The sequence below is a fragment of the Nostoc sp. genome, assembly GCF_036919895.1.
Classification (GTDB): domain Bacteria; phylum Cyanobacteriota; class Cyanobacteriia; order Cyanobacteriales; family Nostocaceae; genus Nostoc.
This window is the reverse complement of the sequence record NZ_JBALBW010000080.1, coordinates 1-21,805: the sequence shown is the minus strand read 5'-3', so window position 1 is coordinate 21,805 and position 21,805 is coordinate 1. Positions and strand designations below refer to the sequence as shown.

The following is a 21,805-nucleotide window of genomic DNA, read 5'->3' as shown; positions in this document are numbered from 1 at the left end:
CTGATTGTGGTTTTTGAGTTGTCGTTGTGAGAGACAATAACTCTACTACATCGGCCCTCTCTCCTCATCCTCTTATTTTGGCTAAGGTATTGCACTAACTAACAACAATTTTGTGGTTGTTTAATCTTTATTATCGCTCTGCCATTACCAAGCAATCCGATTTACGGGGTGCTATTTTTAGCATCTCGCATTCCATTGCTCAATGCAAGTCGTTTTGGGAAGCGATCGCAATTCTTGTCGAGAAAGCCTTTGCTCAAATTCTTTGAGGGATGATAATGTAGCCTGTGGTGCGATCGCCTAATACCAAATTACGTTCTTCTCCCCAATACCACCAGTATGCACCAATGTAAGCGCAAATTAGGCTATCTAGTTGATCTTCGGTTGCTTTGAGGGCTGCGCCTGTGGTGGGGATTTCAAGAGGGAACGAACCGCAGAGGCGCAGAGTCCGCAGAGAGGGGGAAAGAGAGGGGAGGATATTGAGAAGATAATTTTGGAGTTTGATTAGTTCTAGGCGGCGATCGCTAAGTCGTCCTTTTTTGTATTTGAGGATGCGTTCTAAGTTGAATAGGTTAACGATTGCTGGGTGGGGGAAGACTTCTATTTGATATCTGCTGAGTTTTTGCGGTTCAATGGTGGGTGCGTGAGCAAAACCGCGTGATTCTAATTCTAAGCCGAAGTTGATGGTGCGATCGGCAAAGGGTAAGTTTTGGTTAGCTGGGTAGCATCCCGCGTGATATTTACCAAAGTATTTGTGACTGAGTTTATCGGGTAAGCGACTCCCGGTGGCGTTGGGTATGAGGGTAGGTGCATCTACAGCGATGATGGCTGGTTCGTCTGGTTGGACGCTTTGATCGATCCAGGTGAGGATATCTGCAATGGCTTCTTTGCGGTCTAGATCGAGTAGTTGCAGTTGGCCATCTATCCATTCTAAACAGCATAGTCCACTTGGTTGCGATCGCCAGCCTAAATCAATGCCAATAAATTTCATTGTAATAACACGAATTTGCACTTATTTTCACATTTACGGGCAACCATTTCCCTAAATTTTCTTGCTAAAAATCGTGAAAAATAATCTTATAATCTTAAAAAGATTGTTTTAATTTATTTTATCTGGCAATAAATTAATCAAGATTATTCCCATGAAAATCTTATTTTTACATCCCAATTTCCCCTCGCAATTTCGTAACCTAGCGACAGTTTTAGGTAAAGATCCTAATTGTCAAGTTGTCTTTGGGACAAATCGTCGTGAAGGGGAAATGCCTGGGGTTTATAAAGCTATCTACACCCCTTCTCGTGAAGTTGCTCCCCAAACCCACCATTATGTCCGCAGCCTGGAAAATGCTGTTCTTACCGCCCAGGCTGTCTATCGCGTGGCAGAAAAATTAAAAGCCGAGGGTTTCGTTCCAGATATAGTTTACGGCCATTCTGGTTGGGGGCCAACTTTATTTATGAAAGATGTTTTTCCCAAAGCAGAATTATTGTGTTATTTCGAGTGGTTTTATCACGCTCACGGTTCGGATGCAGATTTTGATCCCAATGAACCACTGAATGCTGATGATGAATGCCGTATCCGCGTGAAAAATACGCCGATTTTGACTGATTTATATAGCTGCGATCGCGGTCTTTCTCCGACGTATTGGCAGCGACAGCAATTTCCCAAAGAATATCATAGCAAACTCACTGTAATTCATGATGGTGTTGATACCAATTTTTTTGTTCCCAAACCAGGTGCAAAGTTAGTTTTACCAAGAATAAATCTGGATCTTTCCCACGTGGAAGAATTGGTAACTTATGTAGGACGCGGGATGGAACCTTATAGAGGTTTTCCGCAGTTTATGGAAACGGTAGCGCTAATTCAGCAGCGAAGACCTCAGTGCCATGTAGTAGTTGTAGGAGAAGATCGGGTGGCTTATGGGAAGAATCTCCCTGATGGTCAGACTTATAAACAATTAATGCTAGAAAAATTAAAATCATCTTTGGATTTATCGAGGCTGCACTTTACAGATAGGCTTCCTTACAATGAGTACCTTCAGGTTTTACAAGCTTCTTCTGCTCATATTTATTTAACCCGTCCTTTTGTTTTATCTTGGTCAATGTTAGAAGTAATGGCAGCAGAATGTTTACTAATAGCTTCTAAGACTTCGCCAGTATTAGAAGTCGTACAAGATGGAGTTAATGGACTGCTAGTAGATTTCTTTTCTCCCCAAAACATTGCTAATCGGATTGAAGAGGCACTGAATCATCCCCAAGAAATGAACGTAATTCGTGCGAATGCCCGAGAGACAATTCTGAAGCGTTATGATTTAGCGAAACTGTTACCACAGCATTTACAATGGATGTTTGCTGGAAAAAACTCTGAGAGTTTGAAAAAGCGGTCAGTTTCTAAAGGATTTGGCAAAAATTAGATGGCATTAGTCATTAGTTATTGGTCATTAGTTACAACTAACAAAGGACAAATGACAGAGAAATATAAAAGCGATATTTAAAATGCGGATTATTTTTACTATTGCCCATTTTTTTGAACCTAGCAATGAGGGTCGTCATGCTTCTCAACGCAAAGATCCACAACCCCGCTTGCAGGCGTTAACTAAAAGCATTACCGCCTTACACCAATTATTTGGCAAATCTCAAAGTATTATCAACATTGCTCAAAGACTAGCTTTTCCTGCTAACCAACCTCAATCTCACGAACTAGATATTGTTATTTGTACAACCAAAGATGATCATCTTCTGAATCATCTTCCCTTGCCATCCCATTTATATAAGCATCATTCTAGCAATGCAGAACCTCTGCTTTTAGGATTTGAGTGCCAAGCTGTTCTGCAAAGTTATCTTGGTCAGCATGATTACTACTGCTTCCTTGAAGATGACCTAATTATCCATGACCCTTGGTTTTTTATAAAATTAAACTGGTTTACCCAACAAGCAGGTGATTTAAATTTGCTCCAGCCAAATCGTTATGAAGTCTCCCCTGACGGTTTGGTTCACAAAGCTTACATTGATGGGGATTTGGCTTCACGAGTAACTGCTCCCTTTCAAAATGTCCAAGAGCAACAGGAACTAAAGGGTACAATCATGAATGCACCAATTACCTTTCTTCGTGCGCTCAACCCTCACGCAGGCTGCTACTTTTTGAATGCAAATCAAATGGCTCAATGGGCTAATCAAACTTATTTTCTTGACCGAGATATTAGCTTCGTTGGCCCTCTAGAAAGTGCTGCCACCTTGGGAATTATGAAGACATTTCACATTTACAAAACCTCACCTGAGCAAGCAAGTTTTTTGGAGATTCAGCACTTTGGAACTGGGTTCTTGGGACTAATTGGAGGACAAGTGGGTTTAGCAGAAAGGTGAGAAATATTTAGCCAACAGTTTCATATCTCGGCTCAATCCCGTATTGTATCTTCAAAAATATTCCTAAATGTATGTTAAAACTTCTTACGTTTTAGTGTTAAAAACTGAAAAAATCTAAAGATTATACTCATGTAGCGTTTTTTAATGCTTTTAGGAGTATGACTTATGACTGCTGATACTCTGTTGCAAGAAATAGAAAAGTATATCCCTGTTGTGGGAGATATAAATATCAAAAGCCCATTAGCATACCAAGTAACTCGTGGGGCTGTTGAGGTAGTCAACACAGTCCAAATGGCAGTGGCAGAGGCTTATATTAACGGATTAGAAGTTCCTGATTCAGTTCTAGAATCGCTCTTCGATACCTGTATGCCAATTTTCTTTCAGTATTTCCCATCCCTCCTAGCACCCTATGAATGGGTATTAAAAGAAACCGATCATCTCGCCGAAGGATCGCGGGAACTAATGAAAATTCAGTACGACTTGCCTCAAGCCATGCTGAATACTATGTTGTGGGACGGGAAACTCATTTATCCGAAGTATAGTATGGGATTGTGGGAAAAAGGAGCATTAAACCTTGAGCAATCGCAGATGCAGATGATTGATGATGTGATTGAAAAGCTAGATATCCAGGATGGAGACAATATCTTAGACTTTGGGTGCGGGTGGGGATGTGTTCCTAATTACATTCTTTCTAAGTTTCCCAATGTCAGGTTTACGGGTCTTAATTTAAGCCACGAGCAATGTGAGTATATACGCCACAAAATGCAAGATCCTGAAAGTTATCTCAGTTCAGATCGGTTTACCCTATATGAAGGTGATTTGAACAATGCAAATTTCGAGACAAAGTTTGATAAAATCCTCTCGATTGGTGTTTTTTGTCATATTGGTAACTTAACAGCAGCCTTTAAAAAATTAGCTTCGTTTTTGAAAGATGATGGCAAAGTTTTTATTCACATCATCACAGTCCGCATCCCTAACAATATGTCTAGCGTTTACACCCACAAATATATTTTTCCACACGGTAGATACTGGAATTACAATGCTGTTCCTAGCCATCAACAAGACCTAAAAACAGTTAAGCAATGGTATATCAATGGCTTTAATTACTCTAGAACACTAACTAATTGGTTACGAAATTTTGACGACAATCAGGCAACAATAAAAACATTAAATTATGGCATGGACTATGCCAAGTTTCGCCGGATATGGAGGTTTTATTTGATATGGTTTATTCGCAATTTTGCTAGTTGTGATGGAGAATATAATGGTAATGGTCAATTTTTAATGGTTCATTCTTAAGCGGACAAAGCTAGAGTTTCCCCTGATAGGGGTTGAACAACAGAGTGTCAATTACATTCCCCATCATTTAGTTTGACCAATTTACCAACCGAAATATCAGACAGATGTCTTTGCTTCAGCCTGGAACACTAAGTTCTGAGCGTTTCGGTTTTTGGCACGGGTAAGAAGTTCTGTTTCAGAAGGGACTCTAACTTTTGACGCTAGCTTCAGGAACTCAAGCATTCTTATGAACCAAAATGTAGGGTCTGGAAGATAAGCAACCCGGCCCTCTCGCACGGTTATGCCATGCCGAGCTGACGACTGGAATGCATGATGAAGATTATGCCAGCCTTCACCCAGAGTCAAAAATGCGACAAGCCAATAGTTCCTACTATGGTCGTTAGTTATGAACGGTTGCTCGCCAAGTATGTGGCTGAGTGAGTTGACGGTGGCGACACCGTGGAAAAGGACAGTTGTGCTGAGGAAAAAAGCGCCGAGATATTCAGTTCCGCCAATGTAGTAAGAGATAGCACCAAGAGCAACGGTAGGAATAAAGTGCAAACGGTCAATAATCTTTAAAATCACGTTACTCTCAACATCCGTGGGAAGCTTTGAGGGAAAAAACTGTGGGGAGAATAACCATCCAGCCTGAGACCACCAGAATCCTTTGATTCCCTTGAAAGGTAGATAAGGGGAATGAGGATCTTTTTCTTGGTCTGAGGATTGATGATGGGCCATGTGGTGAGCTTTCCACCAACTTGGCCCCATCTGCCCAGATGAAGCAGCCACGATGCTTCCAACGCATAGAACTGACGTTGGAGCCTGGTAGCTCTTGTGGGTGAGTAGCCTATGGTAGATGCCAGTAGTTGCAAGCATTCGTATTACATATAACAACACGGCCCACAAGGCAGCACCCCACGATAAGCCAGTAAAAATAATGATTAGCGATCCTAAATGACTCATCACGATCAAAGTAGGGCCTATTATGTAAGAAATCATCGTGAGCCGAGAGTACTGCTTCATTCGTCTTCTAACGTCCTTAATCTTCAAAATACAAATGCACTACATCCTAGTCGCAGTTAAGCCTGCGGACAACATAATGCCCACCCTTGCCAGCGCTAACACTACAGGGATATCTTGGCACAATTCGCTTCATAGAATATAAAAAGTCCAATTCAAACACAAGCGGCTGCAAAAAAGCAGTGTGAGAAAAGCTCTAGAAGGAAAGTTGGTTTATCAAGGCTATTTATGGTAATGGGTGTAGTGAGTCAAATATTTATTGATGTTTGCACTTGTTTCTATTTTTCTCTCACTCTACACCCAGTCTACCTAGTGTCATTCCATTATGGAATTAGAGTAGTCAAGCTTTCATCAGTAAAGTCACTAGGATGGAAAAATTAATTCACAATTTCCAGATTAGTGCTACTTTATCTGACAAAAACTTAAATTTTTTGATTTCTGTAAATCACAGCTATTTTCAGGCAAATAGACCACGCAGTAGGTAACAGCATTGCTGTGTTATTTGAACGCAACCTTCTGCATTGGCTTTGTATTGAGACTACAGTAGCCACCTTACAAGCTATCATTAGCACACAAACTTGTGTCATTACTTCACTAAGTTGTCGTTTTCCTTCGTTAAGAGTTTCTATAGCAATCCGAGATTGAGTTAAAATCTTCATCTTGGAACGGCGAGTTGACCTGGAAAATGTCAAAATTAAATGAGTTTTGCGTAGGCGCATACTCCTACACAGAAGCGACTTGTCACCAGACATCGCCACTTTGCATAGTGCAGAATTGAGATAACTAGAGTGAAATTTATGGGCAAGCAACGTGTTCTTTCTGGAGTTCAACCAACGGGCAATTACCATCTAGGTAACTACTTAGGAGCCATTCGCAACTGGGTAGAAGGTCAGAGCGAATACGAAAATTACCTCTTTGTGGCTGACTTACACGCGATTACAGTGCCACATGACCCAAAACAGTTAGCGGCTGATACCTACACTCTTGCTGCTCTGTATTTAGCTTGTGGTCTTGATTTAAATCACTCCACCATTTTTGTCCAATCTCACGTTTCGGCCCACAGCGAACTCACCTGGTTGCTCAACTGCATTACACCTCTAAACTGGCTGCAAGATATGATCCAGTTCAAGGAAAAGGCTGTAAAGCAGGGAGAAAATGTGAGCGCAGGGTTGTTGGATTACCCTGTGCTAATGGCAGCTGATATTTTGCTTTACCAAGCTGATAAAGTGCCAGTGGGTGAAGACCAAAAGCAACACTTAGAATTGACACGGGATATTGCAGCTAGGTTAAATCACCAATTTGGGAAACCAGATCAACCAGTTCTGAAGTTACCAGACCCTTTGATTCGTAAGGAAGGGGCAAGGGTGATGAGTTTAGCAGACGGTACACGCAAAATGTCAAAGTCCGATCCTTCTGACTTAAGCCGAATCAGTTTGCTAGATTCACCAGAACAGATTCAATACAAAATTAAGCGTTGTAAAACCGATCCGATTCGGGGGCTGACTTTCGACGATCCAGCGCGTCCAGAGTGTAATAATTTGTTGACGCTGTATACATTGCTGGCTGGAAAGAAAAAGGAAGATGTCGCAGTTGAGTGTCAGGATATGGGCTGGGGACAATTTAAACCATTGTTGACGGACACGATAATTGAGTCTCTGAAACCAATTCAAGAAAAATATCAGGTGATAACGGCAGACAAAAGCTATTTGGAGTCTGTGTTGCGGGATGGAGGAGAAAAAGCTAGAGCGATCGCAAATCAAACTTTATCACAAGTAAAAGCTGCTTTAGGCTATTCTCATCCTCTATAAGCTTTCGCTTTTAGGTGTGATTTGCTATACCATTTAAGAAATTGAAATTCTTAATTTTATGCATTACACCCATAGCTCCACAGCCTTCCAGAGAGCTGTACAAGCAGGTGAATTTCTAGTTACCGCCGAGGTAGCACCGCCGAAAGGGGGAGATCCAACACACATGATTCAAATGGCAGCGACTCTTAAGGGAAGGGTTCATGCTGTCAATGTTACTGATGGTAGTCGTGCAGTGTTACGGATGTCCTCGTTAATGGCATCAGTGATTTTGTCACAAAATGGCATAGAGCCAATTTGTCAAATTGCTTGCCGCGATCGCAACCGCATTAGTTTACAAGCTGATTTAATGGGCGCTCATGCTTTAGGTATCCATAATATTTTAGCGTTGACTGGCGACCCAGTAAAAGCAGGGGATCATCCAGATGCCAAAGCAGTTTTTGACTTGGAAGCGGTGCGACTGCTGCAACTAATTCGGAAAATGAATCAAGGGGTTGATTGTAACGAAAAACCCTTGACTGATGGAGCGTTAGATTTATTTGTTGGTGCAGCAGTAGATCCGCAATGTAAAAGTTGGTCGGGTTTGCAAAGTCGATTTGAACGCAAAATCGAAGCAGGAGCGCAGTTTTTTCAAAGTCAGTTGATTACTGATTTTGATGTTCTAGAAAAGTTTATGGATACAATTGCTGCTGGCTATAAAAAACCAATTTTGGCAGGAATTTTTCTATTGAAATCGGCAAAGAATGCTCAGTTTATTAATAGATGTGTTCCGGGTGTAAATATTCCCCAACATATTATTGATAGATTGGCAAAAGCTAAAGATCCTTTTGAGGAAGGGATAAAAATTGCCGCCGAGCAAGTGCAAATAGCGCGGCAATTATGTCAAGGTGTCCACATGATGGCCGTGAAACGGGAAGATGCGATCGCGCCAATTTTAGATTTGGCTGGGATTGCTCCAGTTAATCAGTTGGTATCTATGTAAAGAAGATAACGAATATTTTATTAAAGCAGATGGTTATTCCCATCTGCTTTTTTTCTGCTGAAACAGACGCATCTCCACTATTTTCGATAGATTTTCAATATCGAATTTTCGCTTTGTGTCTAATGTAATCAGCAAGTGCATAAGCTACGCCTACGCATTTCAGTTTTAAACAAAGGAGTGGGAAAAAGTATTTTCCCCACTCCCCAGTACAGACGCGATGAATCTTGTCTCTCACACTCCCCATTTTCCTCAGAATTTAGCCAAGAGGTTGCTTTTCATCACATTGACGTGAATACTGTAATTCCAAATCATTTTGCCGTTCTCTACCTCCTCTATGGACAACCGGACAAAACTTAGTATCCGCGCTCGTACAATCCATGTGTGGAGTTTTAGCACACACCACGAGTAGTCCACCCAGAACAAACAACAAACCACAAATTGCAAGTGTATTAACCCAATAAATTTCCAGCGCTCCGTGAACCACTACCTCACGGAGTAGAGATACAATTGTTACCTCAACTGCCACTCCTACAGAGATACTATGTTCTTGCAAATAGACCATTAATAGTCGGAATAACTCGACTAAAATCAACACAAATAGTATTTTTGCAGTCACATGTTTATAGTCTAGTGGCTGTATGAGGGCGATCGCTATTCCCCACAATTGGATCAGCATAACGGCGAATAAACCTAAACACAAGACAATCACAATTAAGTCTTGAAAGGCTTCCATGTTGCGAACAATTGAGTGCCGATCGAGCCAGCGATCGCTAAATAAAAATCGACTTTTCTGGCGCTTTTGCATGTAGGTTCCATTCCAATCGGGATAAGTTCAGACCACACCAGCCAGTCAACCCAATAGTTTTATGTTATATAATATTAAGATTTTGTGCCTCAGCGAGGTTGGTAATTTATCAGTCATTGGTCATTTGTCATGGGTTTTAGACAAAGGATAAATGACAAATGACTGTTCACTATTCATTTTAAATTTTGTGCTTGTTGCAACAATTGCTCGGCATTTTTCGCCCATTGAGGATTACCCTGAGCTTTGTATAAATCTCTAGCGAATTGCAATACTTGTACTGCATCTCCATATTGCTGTAACTGCATAAAAACTAATCCTGCACCATAATAAGCATTAGGATAGTTAGAGTTAGCTTCAGCTGATTTTCTAAAAGCCTCTAATGCTTCTTGTGATTTGCGTTGTTGAAACCAAATTGAACCGAGATTGTAGTAAGCTTCTGGATATTTTGGATTAATTTTTACTGCCTGATTAAAGGCATCTCTTGCTCGATCTAGTTTACCTTGGTGGAGATAACACATCCCTATATGATAAGGAGGCTCTGGTGCATTTTTGCTATATTCTATGGCTTTTTTAAAAGATGCGATCGCTTTCTCGCAATCTCCTTGTTGCTCTCGTACCAACCCCAAGTTATAGTGAGCAAATCCGAGTTTAGGATCTAGTTCTAGCGATCGCTGCAAATAATCGTTAGCTAACTGTAAATTATTGCCTTCTAACAACGCACCACCTAAATTAGCAAAAGCTGGAGCAAATTTCGGATCGGCTTGGGTTGCTCGATAAAATGCATCCGCAGAGGGTTGTAATTGTCCCGTTTGTCGGTATGCTAACCCTAAATTATAGTACGCTGGTGCTAATGTCGGATCTAACTTGGCTGCTTGTTTAAAAGCTGCGATCGCATCTTGTACTTTTCCCGCCTGAATTGCCTGTAAACCTTGGTTTAATGAATCTATGGCAGTTTTAGGATTAGATTGTGCCAGCTTTGAGGGGACAGACGGAGAGAGGGAAAAAGACGGACAGGGAATGCTAACAAGCAACAAAGTCAAACTTACTAACCCTGCTATGGGATATTTAGAGAATGATAATGCCATTGATTTTCTGATTTGCAACACTTTCAGTTAAATTTACTTCATAAAAAGTTATTTACAGAAATTTTAGATTCGCTATTAAACTTTACTACCATTAACTTTTGTTAAGCTAAATCTTACGACAGGCTACATTTTTTTAAACTTTCGATTAAAGGGTGGATAATAACAAATTAAAGAAGGGGTAATTTTGACTCCAGAGAACCATTTTTTTATCCCTTGATATATACGGAATCATGCGGTTATAAAAGACTTACCGCAAGTGAGGTTTTATGAACGAAAAAGTAAAATCGGGTTCGCGGAATGTTGCAATTGTCGGGCCTTATTTAAGTGGAAAAACCACTTTACTAGAAAGCTTGTTATTTGTCACAGGGGCCATTTCTCGCAAAGGGAGTATTAAAGACAGCAATACAGTAGGAGACAGTGCTGCTGAGTCGCATGATCGCCAGATGAGTGTAGAAGTCAGCGCCGCTAGCACTGAGTATAACGACATTCGCTTCACTTTTATTGACTGTCCGGGAAGCGTAGAATTTGCCCAATAAACCTATAATGCTTTAATCGGAGTGGATGCAGCAATTGTAGTTTGCGAACCCATACGCGATGCCTTCGACGGGCAAAGCCTACGCGTCCTCACCCTCGCTCCTCTATTTAAATTCCTGGACGATTGGGAAATTCCCCACCTCGTCTTCGTCAACAAAATGGATCGGGCAAATATTCATGTTTTGAAAACTTTACACGCCCTGAAAGCAGTATCTAGCCGTCCCCTGGTAGCACATCAATATCCCATCATGAACGGGGAACAACTCACCGGCTTTATTGATATGGTGAGCGAACAAGCATATAAATATCATCCAGGCGCACCTGCTGACCCCATTCCCTTCCCCGAAAATTTAAAAGAAGAAGAACATATAGCACGGGCAGAAATGCTCGAAACCTTAGCAAATTTTGACGACCATTTACTCGAAGAACTTTTAGAAGATATCGAACCGCCCCAAGAGGAAATTCTCAAAGATTTAAAAATGGAATTAGGGGCAGATTTGGTAGTGCCCGTTTTCTTTGGTGTGGCAGAACAAGATTATGGTGTTAGACCTCTATTAGAAGCCTTGTTACGAGAAGCCCCCGAACCAGAAACCACAGCAGAACGTCGTTTAAAAAACATCAAGGGTGATAAACCTCTAGCGCAGGTATTAAAAACTTACTACACTCCCCAAGGGGGCAAACTTTCTCTCGTGCGTGTTTGGCAGGGCAAATTAACTGATGGTATTGTCCTCAATGGCAATGGTGGTAACGACAATGGTAATAAATGATTTTGGACTTTAGGTTGTTCTTACACCATCGTAGGCTTTTTTAATTTGCGATCGTTGAAAACCATAGATCCCCAATTTCGTAAAAGCGATCGCAGTTGCCACTCCCCCAGGTAGTGTTGCCGTTTGTAGATGCTGGTTTATCATTGTCTGTTCTTACACTTGTACACTCATCCGTATTATCTCGTAATCTTTTTCAAAAATCAAATAGGATTCCTATATAGGAATCCTATTTGATTTTTGAAATACACGTAGCATGTATTAGCACGGAGAGTAAGGCACCAAAAACCTTGGAACCAGGCGCGTTACGGCTTACGGCTAACACACGCTACATATACTTAGATTTTTTGATAAATCAAATCTGATTCCTATATTAGGATTACTATCCGTAGGTACGATGTTTATAAAGAAAATCTAAAGGTAGCAAATAGCGATCGCCTGAAAACAGGATAATGCAGTTGAACTGTCAAATCCTTACCATTCAACCTAGAATTATGGCATCCACACCTAAAATCCTCGCCTTTGCTGGCAGCACCCGGATTGATTCTTACAACAAAAAATTGGTAAAAATCGCGGCAGATGGCGCTAAGACAGCAGGCGCAGAAGTGACTTATCTAGACCTCCGTGATTTGCCCCTACCTCTATTTGAAGAAGATTTAGAAGCTCAAGAAGGACTACCTGCCAACGCCCGCACTTTTAAGGATTTGCTGATTTCTCATCAAGGATTGCTGATTGCTTCGCCGGAATATAACAGTTCACTCACAGCAGTTTTGAAGAATGCCATTGACTGGGCATCCCGTCCAGCCCCAAATGAAGCGCCATTGGCTGCTTTTGCAGGTAAGGTTGCTACTATTATGAGTGCTTCCCCAGGCGCTCTTGGTGGTTTGCGCGGGTTGGTTCACCTGCGGTCTATTTTGGGAAACATCAAAGTTTTGGTACTTCCCGACCAAATCGCATTACCTAAAGCTTACGAAGCCTTTAATGCTGATGGCACTTTAAAAGATCCAAAACAACAAGAATCTATTGAAAAGTTAGGCGATGGCTTAACAAAAATATTGCTGAAGCTTAACTAAATTGTTCAATTTTATAGTAAATAACGAATACCTATGATTAACACAAAGATACCATACAGCTTTCTCATCAACTCGCTGCTAATAAAGGGCTGATTTGCAAACAATGCTCCGAAGAAGTTACCCACGATTAAACCAACTGCAATAATCAGGGCATATTTGATATTAAGATTACCGTTGCGATGGTAAACTAAGGCTGCTAAAATCCCAATTGGCAAAATTTGAGCAGCCACAGAAGTCCCTGTAGCTAACTTCTGATCTAAACCAATTACTAACACCATTGCTGGAATCATAATTGCGCCGCCACCGATACCAAACATCCCGCCAGCAATGCCAGAAACTAAACCGATTAACAATAGTTGGATAAAGATATTAGACATAAAAGATGGTCGCTAGATTGTAAACTATAAATTAATTTTCTGAGAGAACATTGACTTGGGTAACATTCCATGAACACCTTTGTTAGGACTGTTTACAACTTGAGTGATGTGAAAATTTACAGCTAAACTACACAATACATAAGCATCTTCTGGTGACAAATTTGCAAAGCGTTCCAGAAAATCGATCGTGTTTTTTAAAGCCAGTTCTAAAGCTTCATCTAAGGTTTGAGCAAAGCCCATTGTGATGATATGGGTTGGAGTTTCGGCGATTGGTGTTGTTAGTTGTAAATCTTTGCGAAGTTTGAGGGTAATTCTACCATTCATGGAAGTTTCAATGGCAGTAACATTTACCTCGCCATCTCCTTGTGCAGAATGCCCATCACCAATAGAAAATAATGCACCTTTTACAAAAATTGGCAAAAATAAACGAGAACCAGCAAGTAATTCCCGATTGTCAATATTACCACCATAAGAACCTGGTGGGACAGAAGTTCGGGAGGTTTCTGGAGTAGCGACACCAAGAATCCCAAAAAACGGTTTGAGGGGAATTTTTATGCCAGCACCCGCCGGAAATTCAGCGATATTGTTGACCAAATCTAGAGGAATAAATCTCAAGGCAGGTTGAGGAAACTGATGTGGTAAAGCTCCCCAGCCTGTACGAATGGCATTAAAGCCGACAGGTAAACTAGGTGCGATCGCATCTAATTGTACTTCTAAAACATCCCCTGGTTCGGCATCGCGCACATAAATTGGCCCCGTGAGTAAATGCGGCCCTCCGGCAATCTTGCGTTCTGGTAGAAGATTTTGGCAGATGTCGAGAAATTCTGGTGTGACAAATTCAGGTGGTGCTTTGTCATAAACGTAGTAACCAGTATAAGTTTCCACGTCAACCGTATCACCAGAATCAATAGTGAGTGCTGGTTCTAGTAGATGGGAGAAACCACCCAAATGCACGGTTTCTTTTGTAGCTTTTAAAATGTAATGAGTCATATCATATTTGCCTAATTACTTATGAATCCTCAGATGAAAGGATGCCTACTAGTACTCGTACCAAATCCTCTAAACCTTCAGGAACCCGATAAAGTTTAATATCTTCTGTAATTAGCTTTTGTTGTCTATTGAGTGTACCAAATTTCCAGTCATCTCCATTAGTCACTGCGCCAAATAAAATTGATGATTGTTCATCTATAATCCGATCTAGAGCTATTAATTCTACTGCTAGTTGTGTAAACCCTCTCCTAATATCTGATTGTTTTGCTTCAATCACTAATAAAGAGTTAGATTTATGTAAGTAATAATCTAAAGTACCTTTAAGCTTTTCATCCACATTAATTGGATACTCACTATATAGTTGAGCTTTTGTTTGATCGCAGATTTCAGCCAGGATAGGAGCAATCATAAATTCTCTGATTGATATCTCAGCCGTCGGGTTAAAAAGCTTTATATTGCGCTGCAAGTAATTTTGTAAAAATTCTAAATAGCTAACCTCAGACAAATATATTGGTAATTTTAGCTCTGTGCGATCGTAACTGTACTCAAACTCAGCTACTACATCTATTGTTGGATTAGGCAACAAAAAGTATTGACTAAAGGTGTAACTTTGCTCAGGTTTTAAAATTCTATATTTATTCATGATTTTTTATTGTGAAAGAACTATGCCGGAGATATTACGAATTACAAATTATGAGTTAGGAATTGATATGATTATCTCAACAATTTGCTAAACTCCAACTTCAGGGATAGCAAATAAAATAATTTCAGTGTTGGGAAGTGAGAGGGGGGTTGCAGAGTGGCTGATGATGAACGCATAGTCAATGCACAACAGATACATCCAAGAGATTTTTCATGGAAATTATGGCCTGTTCTGCCACTTTACCCTTATGGCAGGCGGCAGACAATCCGCAAAGAAGTGGTTAAGGACACAATCTGGAATTTTGACCAGATTCAAGGCATTTTCTACGTAGTTGTGCCGATTCGCATGACTGTGGTTAAACTCGAAACCGGAGGTCTTCTTATCTATGCGCCTGTTGCACCTACTCCAGAGTGCATCCGACTTGTGAATGAGTTGGTGGCGCAACACGGTAATGTTAAGTACATTATTCTGCCGACTATCTCCGGTATAGAACATAAAGTCTTCGTCGGCCCCTTCGCTAGATACTTTCCGACTGCACAGGTGTTTGTGGCTCCCCATCAATGGAGTTTTCCGCTAAATCTCCCCCTTAGCTGGCTTGGTTTACCCCGAAAAAGGACTCAAGTACTCCCTGAAGATAGTAGCAAAACACCCTTTGCTGACGAGTTTGATTATGCAATGCTAGGCCCCATCGAGCTTGGCCCTGGTCGATTTGGGGAGGTTGCTTTTTTCCACAAGCGATCGCATACTCTCTTAGTAACAGATTCTGTACTTTCGATCCCAGACGATCCACCTGCGATCGTTCTATTAGATCCATATCCCCTATTATTTCATGCCAAAGATCGGGCTTCTGATATTGTTGCAGACATTCAGGTAAATCGCTGTAAGGGTTGGCAGCGCATCTGTCTGTTTGCTTTCTACTTTCAACCAAGCGCACTATATATACCCCAATGGAGTCAGGTGTTGCAAGATGCCTTCAAAGCCCCAGAACGCTCAAGGAAAGCTTATTTTGGATTGTACCCCTTTAGATGGCATCCCGATTGGCTGCGATCGTTTGATGCCCTGCGAGGGAATGGGCGGTTGTTTGTCGCCCCAATTTTACAGATGCTGATTCTCAACCGCGCACCCCAAGAAACCATTGACTGGGCTGAGAAAGTTGCAAGCTGGGACTTCCAGTGGATTATTCCCTGTCACTTTGATTCACCAATTAAAGCCGAACCGCATCAGTTTCGCCAAGCTTTCTCTTTTTTGGAAAAGCAGTCTGCTGTTAATGGGGGTTTGTTGAGTAGATATCCCTTACCAGAAGAAGATTTTAAACTACTTAAAGAAATCGATACAGGTTTAAATAAGTTTGGCATTGTGCCAGCAGCAAAGGAGAAAGTGTAGGACAGATAGCATAATGTAATTACATTTGAAGCATAAGTGAAAGTACAAGGACATCCAGCAGTAGCTAAGACTCTAAGATGTCTTTGATAACGCTTTTTATATCTGTGTCGCCAGGACGTTTTGCAAACTGCTCGTGACTATAAATCCATACAAGTTTAATTACACAGTCAATTGTATTGACTAAATACATCAATCTGATTTGTCCAGAAGCTCCTTTAGAAACCTTTAACTCTAGCTTATGAAATGACCATCCTTGAGGCAATTTAATCTTTGCAGGTAAGGGTTCGTTACGAGAATTGATAGGATACTGGTCTTCAATCAAATCTTCCAAAGCTTCTGCGACAAGTGCAACAAAATCTGCTCTATGAGCTTTTGCAAGTTTTTTGAAAGAACGTATGAAATTCTCGCATTTTTCAATCGAGAAGGGAGTTGAGCCAGTCACGCACTTCTCCTTTGCGAATACGAGTTGATGATTCCGAAGTAAAAGCGTCCTGTAAAGTTTCGGACATTACATGTTTATACACAGGGTTGTCACGCTCTATCAGGTCTAACTTCTGATAGCCTAACGCTTTCAAATCCTCAAGAAGAATCGGCTCAGTAGAGCTAGCTTCAGGTGGCAGCCCTTTGCGAGCTTTCTTCCAAGGAAACTCAAAATGGGTCATATCACTAAGTAGATAGGCATGGTAGCTACCGAAATATTCCCAAATTTCTTCTAGAAGTTGTTTCTTGTCGTTAGGAATCTGTAATAAGAATTCTTGAGTAGGGATAGGTAATTGTTTAGCTTCAAATTCACTGTAAAACCTGTAAGCTGGAGGACACACAGGGCCATATCGCCATGCTTGGATTTCTTCTTCAAACAATGGCTCATCGTACAGGGCTAAATGTAAGCTTTGTGAGTAATACAGAAGCTTTTGAACCTTCATATTGGTCATTTCTGCTTCTATACTGTCCTCATAAGCTCTCGCGATAAAATAGCGAGCTGCATTGAGACAATCGATCATACTCAGACCTACAAATTAAAACAGACTTTCGACTTTAACAAGTTTCAAGAGTAACTCACACATACTATTGTAATCGGAGCGTGTAAATCTATAGTACATGTTTACTAAATATTTATGATAAATCATTTTTGTAAATATCCTACAAACAAGACTGTAGCTTAGATTAAACTCATAGATTAAACTCAGTGCGCTCGCTTATTGCTGTAAGTTGAGTTTGAAGCAGCTAACCCAACATCTGATATTTTTTTAATGTTTGATTCCCTTAAACCGTTCTTGCGCCGCCTGAAATGCTTCTTGCATTACTAACTGAATCCTTTCGGGATCGGGTTTCTTACCTCCCATTAAATCGCCAAAGTAAACGCAGGCTGCTTCGCCTAGCGCCCAGGTGTAGGCGGCGGCCCAAGAGGCTGCGATCGCACTTCCAAAACCTGGTATAAATTTAATTAACTCCCGTGCAATGGCTTGTGCTACAAAACCACCTGCGATCGCACTCACAACCCCTCCCGCCTGTGATGGTGTAATTGTCTGTCCATATAATTTACCTAACAGACCCACCATTGATACTTGTAAGGCAGTGAGTACTGGCATTGTCGCAAATGGCAAAGGTACAGCCGCCAGGGTAGCAGACATAATCGCAAAGGGCAAAATATAACGACGTGCAGCATCTCGATAAAGGTTGCTAAGTTGCTTCCCAGCTTCTTCTCGATCTAATAGCTGATAAATTGCCTCGGCTTCTGCTTGTGGGAGTAGTTCTGCTAAAGAATCTCGCAGTGCTTCTAAGCCATAAAATACCGGATTGTAGCCATCTTCTTCTAAGGTAAAGTCAATAAGTACCGAGCGGTCAGTTATTCCTGTGAAGGCTTGTTGCATTGCGGCAAAGGCGCGGTTAACTTCTTCATAATCTGGTGGATAGCTAGGATGATCGACGGTATCGGTAGGATAAACCTCATGCAAACAGGTAACTACTAGTAGACAGGGAATATTTGGATACTTCTGGCGTAACTGTTTAGCAATTTGTCGGAGTGTGTCAGTTGCAAAATCATTGATTTTGACCGTCAATAGGAGGATTCTGGCGGAACGAGTTTCCTTTTGTAAATCGCTAACTAATTCCTGAATGATTAATTCAGTGTCTTGGTTGACATCACCAAGTCCCACCGTATCAGTAAAAATTAGTAACGGTAGGTCATTAGAAGGATAAGCATAGCGCTGGGTGTGTTGTGTGTGGGGACGAAATCCTTGACCAATAATCTCAGCCGAAACTCCTGTCAATCCCCGGACAATTGAACTTTTTCCGGCTTGGGGTTTACCAATCAGCAGCGCTTCTGTGGTTGGCAATTCGGCTCGGATTTTCTCTAAAATCTCTGCAACTTGAGTTTCGCTCACACTAAACCATTCAACAACTGTCTGTGCCACTTGTTCTACAGGTAAAAGTTGGGTTAGACGTGTTGTTGCTTTGTTCCAGACACCACCAAGACGGTTTGTCCAAGAATTATCAATCGACTTGGTAATGGTTTTGTCGGTCGGTTCGCTCAATTGCTGAGAATCAGTTGATGGTAAGTCAGCATCACGTTGCTCAGTCATATTCCATTCAAACGTAGAAGACCCTCTCACTAATCTTATAGTGATTATCAAAGGGATAACTAGTACCGTTAGTAGTGTTATAAATTTAGGCGAGCGCGTTTTTTGATTACGCTACGCGAACAAGTCGGGCATTGGCCGCCCAACGCACTCCCTCGTCTCTGTGGTTCGTTTTTTGGGATAATTTATTCCTTGGAAATCCCTTACGAGTGAGATGTTATCCTAATGTTCGGCTTGCTTTCCCTAATTAACATAACCAGAGAATTGCAGAGAATGTGGCGCTGTTGTTAAAACAAAGTTAATGCATCCATTTTTTTGAGGTACAAGTTATGAATATCACACTCAAGTCAGAAATAGAGCAATTTATTCAAGCGCAAATTGCAAGTGGTAGATTTGCTAATGCAGAGGATGTGATAAATGAAGCTTTTAAGTTGCTTCAGGAAAGAGAACAGCGAATTGAAGAATTACGCCAAAAAATTTCAGTGGGAACTAAACAAATCGCTAATGGGCAATTAACTGATGGTGAAGTTGTTTTCGCTAGATTTCAAGAAAAAATCCGAAAAATTGCTGAGGAGTCTGAAGAATGAGTAGTTATTCATTTTCAGATGAGGCAATTCAAGATTTAGATGAAATTTGTGAATATATTGCTCGCAGTAACCCAAAAGCAGCCAGTAAGCTTTTTGATGATATTCGTAATAAGTGTAAGTTAGTAGCAGCTTTTCCTAGTATGGGGAAAAGTTACGGAATACTTGTAGCAAATTTGCGCGGTTTTGTTGTAGATGATTACATCATATTTTACTATCCCAGCGAGGATGGAATTCTTGTAACTCGTGTTTTCAATGGTTATAGAGATTTAGAATCTTTGTTTGAAGATGAGAAATAAATTTTTTTACCTAGATCGTTTTGGCTCGATCAAATTGACGATCGCTTTCACCAATGCATCTGGATCTACTGGTTTAGAAATATGCATTTGAAATCCGGCTGCTAGTGCTTGCTGCTGATTCATTTCACCTGCATAAGCTGTGAGAGCGATCGCAGGTACATGTCCTCCTTGTTGGGGCGATCGCGATCGCACTTCCTGCATCAGCATGTAACCGTCTGTTTTTGGCATTCCTATATCGCTGATTAAAACGTCTGGTATCGACTCAGACAGTGCTTGTAATGCCTCCTGTGCTGACGATACGGCGGTTACTTCTACACCGTAGTCTTGCAAAATGAAGCTTACTAAGTCGCGGATATCTGGTTCATCATCCACCACTAAAACTTGAGTGTTTGAAAGGAGTGAGGATTCAGGATCGCAATCGAAAGACTCATTTTCTTCCTGCCGAACTTGTTCGCTTCTCATCAAAAGCGGTAACTCAACACTGAAGGTTGCACCTAATCCTTCTCCAAGACTTTCGGCTTGAACTTTTCCTCCATGCATTTCTACCACCTTCCGCACGATCGCTAATCCTAAACCTAGTCCGCCAAATGTGCGTGTAGTTGTGCCATCAGCTTGGCGAAAGTAATCAAAGACATAAGGCAAAAAGTCTGGGCTAATTCCCTTACCTGTATCGCTGACTTGAATTTGAATCTGATTACCAACTTCCATGAGTCGAATTTCTACCCGTCCTCCTGCTGGTGTAAATTTTACCGCATTGGAAAGCAGGTTCCACAGAACTTGCTGGAGGCGATTGGGATCGCCCATAACTTGCCCTAAATTGGGATCAAAGATGGTTTGAATTTGAATTGAATTGGCTTCTGCTGCTAGTCGTACTGTTTCTAGTGCTGCTTCAACTACCATTACCAAGCTCACTGGACATATATTTAAGTTTAATTTCCCTTGGAGGATGCGAGACACATCTAACAAATCTTCAATTAACTGGGTTTGTAACTTGGCGTTGCGTTCAATGGTTTCCAAGGCGCGATTAGTGGTTTGTTCGTCAAACTTGCGAGTCCGCAACATTTTCGACCATCCCAGAACGGAGTTTAGCGGAGTTCGCAGTTCATGGGAGAGAACCGCTAAAAATTCATCTTTAATTGTGTTGGCAATCTCTGCTTGTTGGCGTGCTGTTCTTTCGCATTTGAGGAGGCGATCGCATTCTTTTTCAGCCAATTTGCGATCGGTAATATCTAGGACAAAAGCAAGATAGTTGTCTTGGGAGTCATGCAGTAAGGCTATCCCCAAAACAATTGTGACTCGCTTACCGTCGCGGTGGATGAACTCTTTCTCGTAAATTTTGGAAACTCCAGTAGTTTGCACCTCCAAGAGAGCGCGATCGTCTAAATGCTGATACTCAAGAGGAGTGAGTTCTTGCCAATTAATTCTACCTAAAGTAGCCAACTCGTCACGAGTGTAGCCAGCTAGCTGAAGAAAAGCATCATTGGCATCAACCACAAAGCCATCCACATTCCAAAAAGCGACCCCGATTAGGTTAGACTCAAACAAACGCCGAAATCGCGCTTCACTTTCACGTAATAATTTTTCTGCCCGTTTGTGTTCGGTAATATCACGAGAAACAATAATTACGCCTTCAATACTTTGGTCAAAATTCCGTAATGCGGTAATAATGTATTCATAATAATGCACTCCATCAGGAGTTACATAAGTACACTCATCCTTGATTGGCTGCCCAGTTCTCATCACAGCTTGTCGTTGATTATCTACCTGTTGTACAAGGTCTGTGGGTAAATCCAGTTCTTGCAAACTTTTTCCAATAATATCCTGGGGTTGAAAACCTAATATAATAGCTGCATCACGACTGACATATTCATAGCAACCTCTACGATTAAAGATGTAAATATGATCGACAGAGGCGGTGAGGATGGCATTTAAAATATTTGCCTGTTCTTGAACTTGTGTAGTTAGTTCACGAGTACTTTCTTCTGCCTGCTTGCACACAGTAGTTTCCATGCAAACACCAATCATCCGCACCGCTTGTCCGCGATCGTTATAGATAAATTTTCCCTTGGCAGAAATCCAATGTAAGCTTTGGTCTGACCGAACTATCCGAAATTCATCATTGTAGTCAGTTTTTTGTGCCAATGCGTGGCCGATCCCAGGGCTATTTCATTCTAAAAAGCTGCTTGAGTGTGTCTAGTCCAAAAGAACATAAACGTTGAGCTTGTGCCATGTTTTTAAACATATTGTCCC

Annotated in this window: 22 protein-coding genes and 1 pseudogene; 11 read left to right on the top strand and 12 right to left on the bottom strand. The window is 41.2% G+C overall.

All coding sequences use genetic code 11. From position 1 onward, the window contains the following. Nucleotides 1–116: 116 nt before the first annotated feature. The gene (locus V7K55_RS16380; RefSeq protein WP_334833032.1) at nucleotides 117–266 is read left to right on the top strand and encodes a hypothetical protein; all 150 of its coding nucleotides are present in this window, start codon (nucleotides 117–119) and stop codon (nucleotides 264–266) included. On the opposite strand, the gene V7K55_RS16375 is transcribed toward V7K55_RS16380, so the two are convergent. Further along, nucleotides 254–988, bottom strand: coding sequence for a DUF429 domain-containing protein (locus V7K55_RS16375; RefSeq protein WP_334833030.1), 735 nt, complete (start codon nucleotides 986–988; stop codon nucleotides 254–256). The genes V7K55_RS16380 and V7K55_RS16375 overlap by 13 nt on opposite strands. A gap of 151 nt (nucleotides 989–1,139) precedes the next feature. Between V7K55_RS16375 and V7K55_RS16370 the strand changes: the two genes are divergently transcribed. The 3 genes from V7K55_RS16370 to V7K55_RS16360 all read left to right on the top strand — a co-directional run bounded on the left by V7K55_RS16370 (nucleotide 1,140) and on the right by V7K55_RS16360 (nucleotide 4,653). Continuing rightward, nucleotides 1,140–2,405 (top strand): glycosyltransferase family 4 protein, encoded by a 1,266-nt coding sequence (locus V7K55_RS16370; RefSeq protein WP_334833028.1) that lies wholly within the window; start codon nucleotides 1,140–1,142, stop codon nucleotides 2,403–2,405. Between the two features lie 82 nt (nucleotides 2,406–2,487). Continuing rightward, nucleotides 2,488–3,354: a calcium-binding protein gene (locus V7K55_RS16365; protein ID WP_334833026.1), complete on the top strand. Its 867-nt coding sequence runs from the start codon at nucleotides 2,488–2,490 to the stop codon at nucleotides 3,352–3,354. Nucleotides 3,355–3,519: 165 nt separating this feature from the next. Next, nucleotides 3,520–4,653, top strand: a complete 1,134-nt coding sequence (locus tag V7K55_RS16360; RefSeq protein WP_334833024.1) for an SAM-dependent methyltransferase — start codon at nucleotides 3,520–3,522, stop codon at nucleotides 4,651–4,653. A gap of 96 nt (nucleotides 4,654–4,749) precedes the next feature. Here V7K55_RS16360 and V7K55_RS16355 read toward each other — a convergent pair whose 3' ends face one another. Further along, on the bottom strand, nucleotides 4,750–5,595 hold the full coding sequence (locus V7K55_RS16355) for an acyl-CoA desaturase (protein ID WP_334833034.1): 846 nt from the start codon (nucleotides 5,593–5,595) through the stop codon (nucleotides 4,750–4,752). 854 nt (nucleotides 5,596–6,449) lie between these two features. Between V7K55_RS16355 and trpS the strand changes: the two genes are divergently transcribed. Together trpS and V7K55_RS16345 are read left to right on the top strand one after the other, a co-directional pair. Continuing rightward, complete coding sequence (trpS, locus tag V7K55_RS16350; protein ID WP_334833022.1) at nucleotides 6,450–7,460, top strand: tryptophan--tRNA ligase; 1,011 nt, start codon at nucleotides 6,450–6,452, stop codon at nucleotides 7,458–7,460. 58 nt (nucleotides 7,461–7,518) lie between these two features. Continuing rightward, the gene (locus V7K55_RS16345) at nucleotides 7,519–8,439 is read left to right on the top strand and encodes a methylenetetrahydrofolate reductase (protein WP_334833020.1); all 921 of its coding nucleotides are present in this window, start codon (nucleotides 7,519–7,521) and stop codon (nucleotides 8,437–8,439) included. A 256-nt stretch (nucleotides 8,440–8,695) separates the two neighbouring features. On the opposite strand, the gene V7K55_RS16340 is transcribed toward V7K55_RS16345, so the two are convergent. Further along, nucleotides 8,696–9,244 (bottom strand): phosphate-starvation-inducible PsiE family protein, encoded by a 549-nt coding sequence (locus V7K55_RS16340; protein WP_334833018.1) that lies wholly within the window; start codon nucleotides 9,242–9,244, stop codon nucleotides 8,696–8,698. Nucleotides 9,245–9,417: 173 nt separating this feature from the next. Continuing rightward, nucleotides 9,418–10,263: a tetratricopeptide repeat protein gene (locus V7K55_RS16335; protein ID WP_442949094.1), complete on the bottom strand. Its 846-nt coding sequence runs from the start codon at nucleotides 10,261–10,263 to the stop codon at nucleotides 9,418–9,420. A 332-nt stretch (nucleotides 10,264–10,595) separates the two neighbouring features. Here V7K55_RS16335 and V7K55_RS16330 point away from each other — a divergent pair. Then, a pseudogene (locus tag V7K55_RS16330) lies at nucleotides 10,596–11,600 on the top strand (GTP-binding protein); the annotation flags it as partial. A gap of 39 nt (nucleotides 11,601–11,639) precedes the next feature. On the opposite strand, the gene V7K55_RS16325 reads toward V7K55_RS16330, so the two are convergent. Next, nucleotides 11,640–11,774, bottom strand: coding sequence for a hypothetical protein (locus tag V7K55_RS16325; protein ID WP_334833014.1), 135 nt, complete (start codon nucleotides 11,772–11,774; stop codon nucleotides 11,640–11,642). Between the two features lie 347 nt (nucleotides 11,775–12,121). Between V7K55_RS16325 and V7K55_RS16320 the strand changes: the two genes are divergently transcribed. After that, nucleotides 12,122–12,700 (top strand): NADPH-dependent FMN reductase, encoded by a 579-nt coding sequence (locus V7K55_RS16320; RefSeq protein ID WP_334833012.1) that lies wholly within the window; start codon nucleotides 12,122–12,124, stop codon nucleotides 12,698–12,700. Between the two features lie 11 nt (nucleotides 12,701–12,711). Here V7K55_RS16320 and V7K55_RS16315 read toward each other — a convergent pair whose 3' ends face one another. From V7K55_RS16315 to V7K55_RS16305, 3 genes are read right to left on the bottom strand one after another with little or no spacing between them, the layout of a single operon-like run. Continuing rightward, complete coding sequence (locus tag V7K55_RS16315; RefSeq protein WP_334833010.1) at nucleotides 12,712–13,077, bottom strand: TSUP family transporter; 366 nt, start codon at nucleotides 13,075–13,077, stop codon at nucleotides 12,712–12,714. Nucleotides 13,078–13,101: 24 nt separating this feature from the next. Further along, nucleotides 13,102–14,067: an acetamidase/formamidase family protein gene (locus tag V7K55_RS16310; RefSeq protein ID WP_334833008.1), complete on the bottom strand. Its 966-nt coding sequence runs from the start codon at nucleotides 14,065–14,067 to the stop codon at nucleotides 13,102–13,104. A gap of 19 nt (nucleotides 14,068–14,086) precedes the next feature. Next, nucleotides 14,087–14,710 (bottom strand): hypothetical protein, encoded by a 624-nt coding sequence (locus tag V7K55_RS16305; RefSeq protein ID WP_334833006.1) that lies wholly within the window; start codon nucleotides 14,708–14,710, stop codon nucleotides 14,087–14,089. A 156-nt stretch (nucleotides 14,711–14,866) separates the two neighbouring features. Between V7K55_RS16305 and V7K55_RS16300 the strand changes: the two genes are divergently transcribed. After that, nucleotides 14,867–16,093 carry a DUF4336 domain-containing protein gene (locus V7K55_RS16300; RefSeq protein ID WP_334833004.1) on the top strand — a complete coding sequence of 409 codons (1,227 nt, stop codon included), beginning with the start codon at nucleotides 14,867–14,869 and terminating at the stop codon, nucleotides 16,091–16,093. A 64-nt stretch (nucleotides 16,094–16,157) separates the two neighbouring features. On the opposite strand, the gene V7K55_RS16295 is transcribed toward V7K55_RS16300, so the two are convergent. From V7K55_RS16295 to V7K55_RS16285, 3 genes are all read right to left on the bottom strand, one after another. Beyond that, on the bottom strand, nucleotides 16,158–16,535 hold the full coding sequence (locus V7K55_RS16295) for a hypothetical protein (RefSeq protein ID WP_334833002.1): 378 nt from the start codon (nucleotides 16,533–16,535) through the stop codon (nucleotides 16,158–16,160). Next, nucleotides 16,507–17,025: a Panacea domain-containing protein gene (locus V7K55_RS16290; protein ID WP_334833000.1), complete on the bottom strand. Its 519-nt coding sequence runs from the start codon at nucleotides 17,023–17,025 to the stop codon at nucleotides 16,507–16,509. The genes V7K55_RS16295 and V7K55_RS16290 overlap by 29 nt, the downstream gene beginning before the upstream one ends. A gap of 315 nt (nucleotides 17,026–17,340) precedes the next feature. Then, a complete protein-coding gene (locus V7K55_RS16285; RefSeq protein WP_334832998.1) occupies nucleotides 17,341–18,675 on the bottom strand; it encodes a GTPase family protein in 1,335 nt (444 codons plus the stop codon). A 326-nt stretch (nucleotides 18,676–19,001) separates the two neighbouring features. On the opposite strand from V7K55_RS16285, the gene V7K55_RS16280 reads away from it, so the two are divergent. Continuing rightward, on the top strand, nucleotides 19,002–19,259 hold the full coding sequence (locus V7K55_RS16280; RefSeq protein ID WP_334832996.1) for a type II toxin-antitoxin system ParD family antitoxin: 258 nt from the start codon (nucleotides 19,002–19,004) through the stop codon (nucleotides 19,257–19,259). After that, entirely contained in the window at nucleotides 19,256–19,555 is a 300-nt protein-coding gene (locus V7K55_RS16275; protein ID WP_334832994.1) for a type II toxin-antitoxin system RelE/ParE family toxin, read from the top strand. The genes V7K55_RS16280 and V7K55_RS16275 overlap by 4 nt, the downstream gene beginning before the upstream one ends. A gap of 6 nt (nucleotides 19,556–19,561) precedes the next feature. On the opposite strand, the gene V7K55_RS16270 is transcribed toward V7K55_RS16275, so the two are convergent. Beyond that, nucleotides 19,562–21,697, bottom strand: coding sequence for a hybrid sensor histidine kinase/response regulator (locus V7K55_RS16270; RefSeq protein ID WP_334832992.1), 2,136 nt, complete (start codon nucleotides 21,695–21,697; stop codon nucleotides 19,562–19,564). Between the last annotated feature and the right edge of the window lie 108 nt (nucleotides 21,698–21,805).

What these genes read in the sequence shown, in the direction of transcription:
- V7K55_RS16375 (WP_334833030.1), bottom strand. Translation starts at nt 988, where the DNA reads ATGAAATTTATTGGCATTGATTTAGGCTGGCGATCGCAACCAAGTGGA.
- V7K55_RS16370 (WP_334833028.1), top strand. Translation starts at nt 1,140, where the DNA reads ATGAAAATCTTATTTTTACATCCCAATTTCCCCTCGCAATTTCGTAAC.
- V7K55_RS16365 (WP_334833026.1), top strand. Translation starts at nt 2,488, where the DNA reads ATGCGGATTATTTTTACTATTGCCCATTTTTTTGAACCTAGCAATGAG.
- V7K55_RS16360 (WP_334833024.1), top strand. Translation starts at nt 3,520, where the DNA reads ATGACTGCTGATACTCTGTTGCAAGAAATAGAAAAGTATATCCCTGTT.
- V7K55_RS16355 (WP_334833034.1), bottom strand. Translation starts at nt 5,595, where the DNA reads ATGAGTCATTTAGGATCGCTAATCATTATTTTTACTGGCTTATCGTGG.
- trpS (WP_334833022.1), top strand. Translation starts at nt 6,450, where the DNA reads ATGGGCAAGCAACGTGTTCTTTCTGGAGTTCAACCAACGGGCAATTAC.
- V7K55_RS16345 (WP_334833020.1), top strand. Translation starts at nt 7,519, where the DNA reads ATGCATTACACCCATAGCTCCACAGCCTTCCAGAGAGCTGTACAAGCA.
- V7K55_RS16340 (WP_334833018.1), bottom strand. Translation starts at nt 9,244, where the DNA reads ATGCAAAAGCGCCAGAAAAGTCGATTTTTATTTAGCGATCGCTGGCTC.
- V7K55_RS16325 (WP_334833014.1), bottom strand. Translation starts at nt 11,774, where the DNA reads ATGATAAACCAGCATCTACAAACGGCAACACTACCTGGGGGAGTGGCA.
- V7K55_RS16320 (WP_334833012.1), top strand. Translation starts at nt 12,122, where the DNA reads ATGGCATCCACACCTAAAATCCTCGCCTTTGCTGGCAGCACCCGGATT.
- V7K55_RS16315 (WP_334833010.1), bottom strand. Translation starts at nt 13,077, where the DNA reads ATGTCTAATATCTTTATCCAACTATTGTTAATCGGTTTAGTTTCTGGC.
- V7K55_RS16310 (WP_334833008.1), bottom strand. Translation starts at nt 14,067, where the DNA reads ATGACTCATTACATTTTAAAAGCTACAAAAGAAACCGTGCATTTGGGT.
- V7K55_RS16305 (WP_334833006.1), bottom strand. Translation starts at nt 14,710, where the DNA reads ATGAATAAATATAGAATTTTAAAACCTGAGCAAAGTTACACCTTTAGT.
- V7K55_RS16290 (WP_334833000.1), bottom strand. Translation starts at nt 17,025, where the DNA reads ATGACCAATATGAAGGTTCAAAAGCTTCTGTATTACTCACAAAGCTTA.
- V7K55_RS16285 (WP_334832998.1), bottom strand. Translation starts at nt 18,675, where the DNA reads ATGACTGAGCAACGTGATGCTGACTTACCATCAACTGATTCTCAGCAA.
- V7K55_RS16280 (WP_334832996.1), top strand. Translation starts at nt 19,002, where the DNA reads ATGAATATCACACTCAAGTCAGAAATAGAGCAATTTATTCAAGCGCAA.
- V7K55_RS16275 (WP_334832994.1), top strand. Translation starts at nt 19,256, where the DNA reads ATGAGTAGTTATTCATTTTCAGATGAGGCAATTCAAGATTTAGATGAA.